This is a genomic window from Methanospirillum sp. (genome assembly GCF_035560735.1).
Classification (GTDB): domain Archaea; phylum Halobacteriota; class Methanomicrobia; order Methanomicrobiales; family Methanospirillaceae; genus Methanospirillum.
This window is the reverse complement of sequence record NZ_DATMYY010000399.1, coordinates 1-5,668: the sequence shown is the minus strand read 5'-3', so window position 1 is coordinate 5,668 and position 5,668 is coordinate 1. Positions and strand designations below refer to the sequence as shown.

At 47.5% G+C, this 5,668-nt stretch carries 7 protein-coding genes; 2 read left to right on the top strand and 5 right to left on the bottom strand.

Features of this window, described 5'->3' with window-relative positions; genetic code table 11:
- Positions 1-221: 221 nt before the first annotated feature.
- The 4 genes from VN429_RS11810 to VN429_RS11795 are packed head-to-tail and all read right to left on the bottom strand — an operon-like array spanning position 222 to position 3,614.
- Positions 222-854, bottom strand: coding sequence for an HD domain-containing protein (locus VN429_RS11810; RefSeq protein WP_325633579.1), 633 nt, complete (start codon positions 852-854; stop codon positions 222-224).
- On the bottom strand, positions 851-1,768 hold the full coding sequence (locus tag VN429_RS11805; protein WP_325633577.1) for a tetratricopeptide repeat protein: 918 nt from the start codon (positions 1,766-1,768) through the stop codon (positions 851-853). The genes VN429_RS11810 and VN429_RS11805 overlap by 4 nt, the downstream gene beginning before the upstream one ends.
- A 15-nt stretch (positions 1,769-1,783) precedes the next feature.
- Complete coding sequence (locus VN429_RS11800; protein WP_325633575.1) at positions 1,784-2,725, bottom strand: hydantoinase/oxoprolinase family protein; 942 nt, start codon at positions 2,723-2,725, stop codon at positions 1,784-1,786.
- On the bottom strand, positions 2,712-3,614 hold the full coding sequence (locus tag VN429_RS11795) for an ATP-grasp domain-containing protein (RefSeq protein WP_325633573.1): 903 nt from the start codon (positions 3,612-3,614) through the stop codon (positions 2,712-2,714). The genes VN429_RS11800 and VN429_RS11795 overlap by 14 nt, the downstream gene beginning before the upstream one ends.
- Positions 3,615-3,694: 80 nt before the next feature.
- Between VN429_RS11795 and surE the strand changes: the two genes are divergently transcribed.
- Both surE and rpiA read left to right on the top strand, forming a co-directional pair.
- Positions 3,695-4,495, top strand: a complete 801-nt coding sequence (surE, locus tag VN429_RS11790) for a 5'/3'-nucleotidase SurE (protein ID WP_325633571.1) — start codon at positions 3,695-3,697, stop codon at positions 4,493-4,495.
- A 27-nt stretch (positions 4,496-4,522) separates the two neighbouring features.
- On the top strand, positions 4,523-5,221 hold the full coding sequence (gene rpiA / locus VN429_RS11785) for a ribose-5-phosphate isomerase RpiA (protein ID WP_325633569.1): 699 nt from the start codon (positions 4,523-4,525) through the stop codon (positions 5,219-5,221).
- Positions 5,222-5,227: 6 nt separating this feature from the next.
- Here the strand turns inward: rpiA and VN429_RS11780 are convergent, their stop codons facing one another.
- Positions 5,228-5,641, bottom strand: a complete 414-nt coding sequence (locus tag VN429_RS11780; protein WP_325633567.1) for an MreA family transcriptional regulator — start codon at positions 5,639-5,641, stop codon at positions 5,228-5,230.
- Between the last annotated feature and the right edge of the window lie 27 nt (positions 5,642-5,668).

The following is a 5,668-nucleotide window of genomic DNA, read 5'->3' as shown; positions in this document are numbered from 1 at the left end:
AGACAATACAATTCCATTACAATAGTGAAAATGATGGTTCAAAAATTTAATGTGGTGATTGAGCATGGAGAAGATGGATGGTTTGTAGTGACTGAGTCAAACTCTTTTACAGCTAAATCCTGACGCTACCTGGGAGTACCTTTAGAGGATAACAACTACTCCCCTTTCACAAAGTTGAGTATACATCTCTTTAGCGCTTTAGTATTACCTTCACACCAGTTTCATTTTTGTAACATAGGCCGGGTTTCTGTATTATAGATCTCACGAAACCTTTCAAGAACCCGGTGTCGCCCCTGTGCAATCTCTCTCCCGGTTTTTGTATACATCAAATCCTTGAGCTTAAGCAGTTTATCATCGATATGATCCATGGCATCCTGCATCTCTCCGCCTCTCTCACCGGCGGTCATAAACGCCCGGGCTATCCCTACCGCTCCTATCGCATCGAGCTTATCTGCATCAGATAGAATCTTTGCTTCCAGAGTCTCCGGCAGTTTTGTTGATCTGTACCGGTGAGTCAGGATTGCATGAACTACCCCCTGAACCTGAACATTTGAATAATGAAGAGATGGAAGATATTTTTCTGCTATCCTGGCACCCTCTTCCTCATGAGGAGTACCATCTGATTCTTCCAGGGGACGGGCAATATCGTGAAGTAGGGCTGCAGAAATGAGAATTTTCATGTCAGCTGATTCTTTTCTACCAATACTTTCGCAGAGAGCAGTAACCCGCATAGTGTGATCCAGCCCGTGTGCTCCGTGGGCATGAAGACGATCCAAAACAAAAGACCGAACATCCTCTACCCCTGCATCTCGTATGAAATCTCCAGCCACTTCAGGACAATCTGAAGTTTTCATTTTGATGCTTGGGACATGGCCTTCTGATACCGGGAAATGAGCCCGGTTACGGTTGTTTTTCCCTCAAGTGCTGATGGATCATTGGGTCGTATTACCAGTGCCTTGTTGTACGCATCAAGTGACTGCTGATATTGTCCAAGAACCCAGAGACTCTTTCCATAATTGATCCATGTGTCAGCATCACTGGGATCATATTTCACAGACAAATTGTACGCTTCGACAGCCTCCTTGTGACGGTTTAAGGATGCAAGCATCTTCCCTTCACCAGCCCATGCAGCAGCATTTTCGGGTTCTATTTTTATAACACTCTTGTATACATTGATGGCTGCCTGTGCCCGCCCCTGGAGGCTGAGAGCATTCCCTTTTTGAATAAGGACCGAGAGATTGGTTTGATCCTGTGAGAGAATTGAATTGTAAGCTGATAGAGCATCATCGTACTGCCCAAGTCCGGTGTTGGCATTACCCTGACCCATGATAGCAGCAGTACTCAGGGGATCCAGATCATGAGCTTCAGAAAATGCAGTCAACGCTTCCTTGGATCTTCCGAGGCCAAGAAATGCTGATCCCTTTCCGGTGAGTACACGGGCTTTATCAGATCCAAATATCCGGCCCTTGTTACAGGCAACAAGAGCTTTGTTGAATGATTCCAGAGCCTCCTGGTACTTGGATGATCGGAGTTGTTCTTCTCCGGCAGTAACCCAGGTACTATAATCCTTGATTCCGGTCTCAACCTCCTGATCGTAATCCACAGGAGCACGGGTCTGGTAGGTGTTAATCGGGGTGACTTCAGCCGGTGTTGCTTCTACACACGGCAGGAGAAACAATATGACAATGGTAATTAAGACTGTCGACAGGATAAGATCCTGATGCCATTTATCAGAGAAAGTAACGAGTTTATTCTCTATCTTGAACATTTCATCTCATCTCATTCATGACAACAACTCTGCTTCACTCAAAGTTGCTACTATCTCTCTCACTGCATAAGCTGGCATAGCATCAGTATACTCTCCAAGTTCTGTTGAAAGATCTCTGCTGCCAGTCCATTCTGCAACAAGTGCTGAACCGATTCCAACAGCAATAATCTGCTTTGCACCATGGTACAGGACAATCTTTTCAACAACTCTGACGATCAGACTCATCTGGGTTTTGTATACTGATATGGCTATGTCAAGTGCTCCACTCTCTCCGATCTCTTCCAGATCTGCACAGACAACCCGTGCGAGCCGCCTCATACAGGAGGTGCGATCTGTACCCTTCCGGTCGGCAGTATCAGCAGAAAAAAGATCTTCGTTTATCCGGTTTAATGCAACGTAGACGTCACCGGTAGAAGCAAAATATTCGGTACTGACAGGCGTATTCAACCCGTTGACTTCAGCAGTCTGAATCAGGGTTGCAACATTGGTTCTGAGCAGACCACAATACACCAGGTATCCCTGCTGAAGCCGGGTAAGATCAGTCTGCCCAATCATAGAATCAAAGGCATTGAGCGGGATGATGTCAGTTGTTGTACTTCCCATATCAACAAGTACTGCTCCAGGATACCGGTGTCTGAGCATGTCAGCCATAGCAAGCCAGTTGGCAGCTGCAAGCTGCGGAACTGCTGAAGTATGAAATTTCCCATCCATCCCATAGAAGATAGCATCAGGAAATACTGCCTTCACTTCTGAAACGATGAACTCGATCCCTTCCTGCTTTGATGAAAAACAATCTGCAAGTTCACCGCTCATCACAACAGCTGCATTCTCTGATCCAGCATAGGGGGTCAACAGTTCCTGAATAGGTGCCTCCTGCCAGAGCGGACAGTAGTGAATATGAACACCTGAACTATCAACGACCTTCAGGTTCGCCCCGCCGACATCAATCCCGATCACTGACAGTCACCGAACCATCTTTTCCAAATTGTGCTTTTCCTTTGAGTGTCACCTTTTCAAGTGATCTTCCATACGATGCTTTCACGATGATATCAGCAATCTCTTCTTCCATTATTGCAGCGATACCCACAATACTGTCAGTCGGACGCGGATTGACATCAACTATTACGATCCGGTCGGATGAGACAACAAGGTCTACGCCGATATATCCCTGACACCCAAGTATGGTTGCTGCCTTTCTCGCAGTACTGATGATCTCCTCAGCTCTTGAATGAGATGCAGGTGTTTCACCTCCATCGTAGTGAAAGTTCCCGTCTTTATCTATACTGATATTCTGTCTGTTGAGTGAGAGCACCATCGGCCCTTCACCGGTATAGTACAGACATACTTCACCAACGACCCTGCTGCCAACCATGCTCACCGAGAGATGTTCACCTTCGATGAACTCCTGCCCGAATTCTCCCGCTTCAGGTTCCTCATCGCGATAACGCATATGAATGGCACCACAGCCGGAGATCTCCTTGATCACCCGTTTCCCTGTTGTGACCTCTGCAGGGACATCGATTCCATGGGCCTTGAGAGTATCTGCTGTCCGGCGTTTATTTGCACAGACCGCGATCGCAAGAGAGTTGCACCCGATATTTCGTGACAGATCCTCAACGATCTTAGTGTATCGTGCAAGCAGGTGATCAGGTGCAATCACCAGTGCTTCCTCGCATGAGGGTGCCAGTCGGCGAAGCTCATCCGCAAAATCGGCACCTGGCGCTGGCATTACAACCTCGTATCCTGTCCTGGTAAAACTGTCTCGCAGAGTGCGAAACATTGCTTCACCTTCTGACGCAAGGGCAGGATCATGATGACATGCATATTCTGCGAGGAGAACTCTCATTGTAGAACAGGTTAGAGTTCATCACGCATAATTCCCCTGATCAGTCATACTCTTACTCTCTCCGGGTAATGTATTGGGTAATGGTACCCCGCATCCTGCTGACCAATGATGATGGTGTGAATTCGGAAGGCCTCTGGGCTGCATTCGACGCACTGAAAGAGATAGCAGAAGTTATTGTCTGTGCCCCCGCTACACAGCAGAGTGCAGTAGGCAGGTCGGTCTCTATCTTTGAACCTCTCAGGGTCAACGAGGTGACGTACAACGGGGTGAAAGCATTTTCAGTCGGAGGAAAGCCCACGGACTCGGTTATCATCGCCCTTTTTGCCCTGAATCTGAAACCTGACCTGGTGGTTTCGGGAATAAACATTGGGGAGAATGTTTCTGCAGAGGCTATTACTACTTCAGGAACCGTAGGTGCTGCTCTTGAGGCTGCAAACCAGGGCATTCCCGCTGTTGCATTCTCGCTTCAGGTTGAGGATCAGGCAGAGAAGTTTGACAACCCGAAGTTTCCGGGGTCGCGGTTTGATGGATCAAAGATGGTTGTCAGGGATGTCATATCGCGGATATTTACACAGGGTTTTCCTAAGCACACCGATGTGGTCAATGTCAATATTCCATCTGTTATTAAAGGAGGGTATGAAGTCACTACTCTTGGGGAACGTCTTTTTGAGACAGGAGTGGAAAAGAGAATTGATCCCAGAGGAAAACCATATTACTGGATCAACGGGCCAATAATTGAGGACGCACCTGAAGGAACGGATGTTCATGCGGTCAGGATGGGGAATATTTCAGTCACCCCGATAACACTTGACTGTACATCTTACAAGGCAACTTCCTGTTTTGGCGAACTCTTCTCAGGCAGTCCGGGCCAGCAGACTTAAGTCACTCTGCTTCAAACCTGACCGGCAATGACAAAATCCGGGAATGGAAATCCGAAACAGAATGCCGGATGCAGGGCTGCCGAATATGTCCGTGATGGTATGATCGTCGGGCTTGGAACCGGCTCAACGGTTGCATACACCATGGACAGCCTTGCAGAGCGGATAAAGGGTGGGCTTCGTATCACCGGCGTCCCCACCTCAATTCAAACCGCTATCAAGGCCCGGGAAAGAGGAATTCCTCTCGCATCACTTGACGACGTATCACGGATTGATATCACTATAGATGGTGCAGATCAGATCGATCCATCTCTGCGACTCATAAAAGGCAGGGGTGCAGCCCATGTCAGAGAGCGGTGCGTTGCAGATGCTTCTCAGCGACTCATCATCGTCGCTGACTCATCCAAACTCTGTGACCAGCTCTCCGGTCCGGTACCTGTTGAGGTTATACCATTTGCACTCGGGCATGTAGTCCGTAGACTTGAAGAGATGGGAGGCTCTGTTGTTATCAGGGATGGAGTGAAAAAAGACGGGCCGGTCCTCTCTGACAACGGAAACATTATTCTTGACTATCATTCAGGCCCTATCAAAGACCCGCAGGTATTGGAATCAGAAATTAATAATATACCCGGTGTCGTCGGGTGCGGTATCATGGCCGAGTTTTCAGGTATCATGACAGTCATTGTTGGTGAGAATAATGATTGCCAAATCCTGGGAATCAAAGAATAGGAGAGATCAGTACCCTGACTCGTGAACGAGTTTTCTGACGTTCTCGATGAGATCAACCCGAGTAGTATACTCCTCCTCCTTCTCTTTTTTGATATCATCAAGGATGGTATCAATAGAGACTGCAAGTTGGTAGAGTTTCACAGGTCTGCCTTTATTTTCTGTAATAAGGCTAGCAACTTTTGCCCATTCCTGGCCGATGAGATAATTTATGGCAATGCTTACTTCAGGCTGTCTGAGCAGGGTTCCGCGTTCGATATCACGTGAGGTCTGATCTGATCGACCAAATAGAAAGACAAGAACGCGTGCATGGTTCTGCCTTACTCCCGCCCTGGTGAGCATCAGAGTGATCTCTTCTTCTCGGGTCGAAAAAAGACCTTCCTGATCAGCATCCACTATTTGATTTTCAGCAGAAAAATGCATATGCAATTACAGAAGTCTCTTTTATTG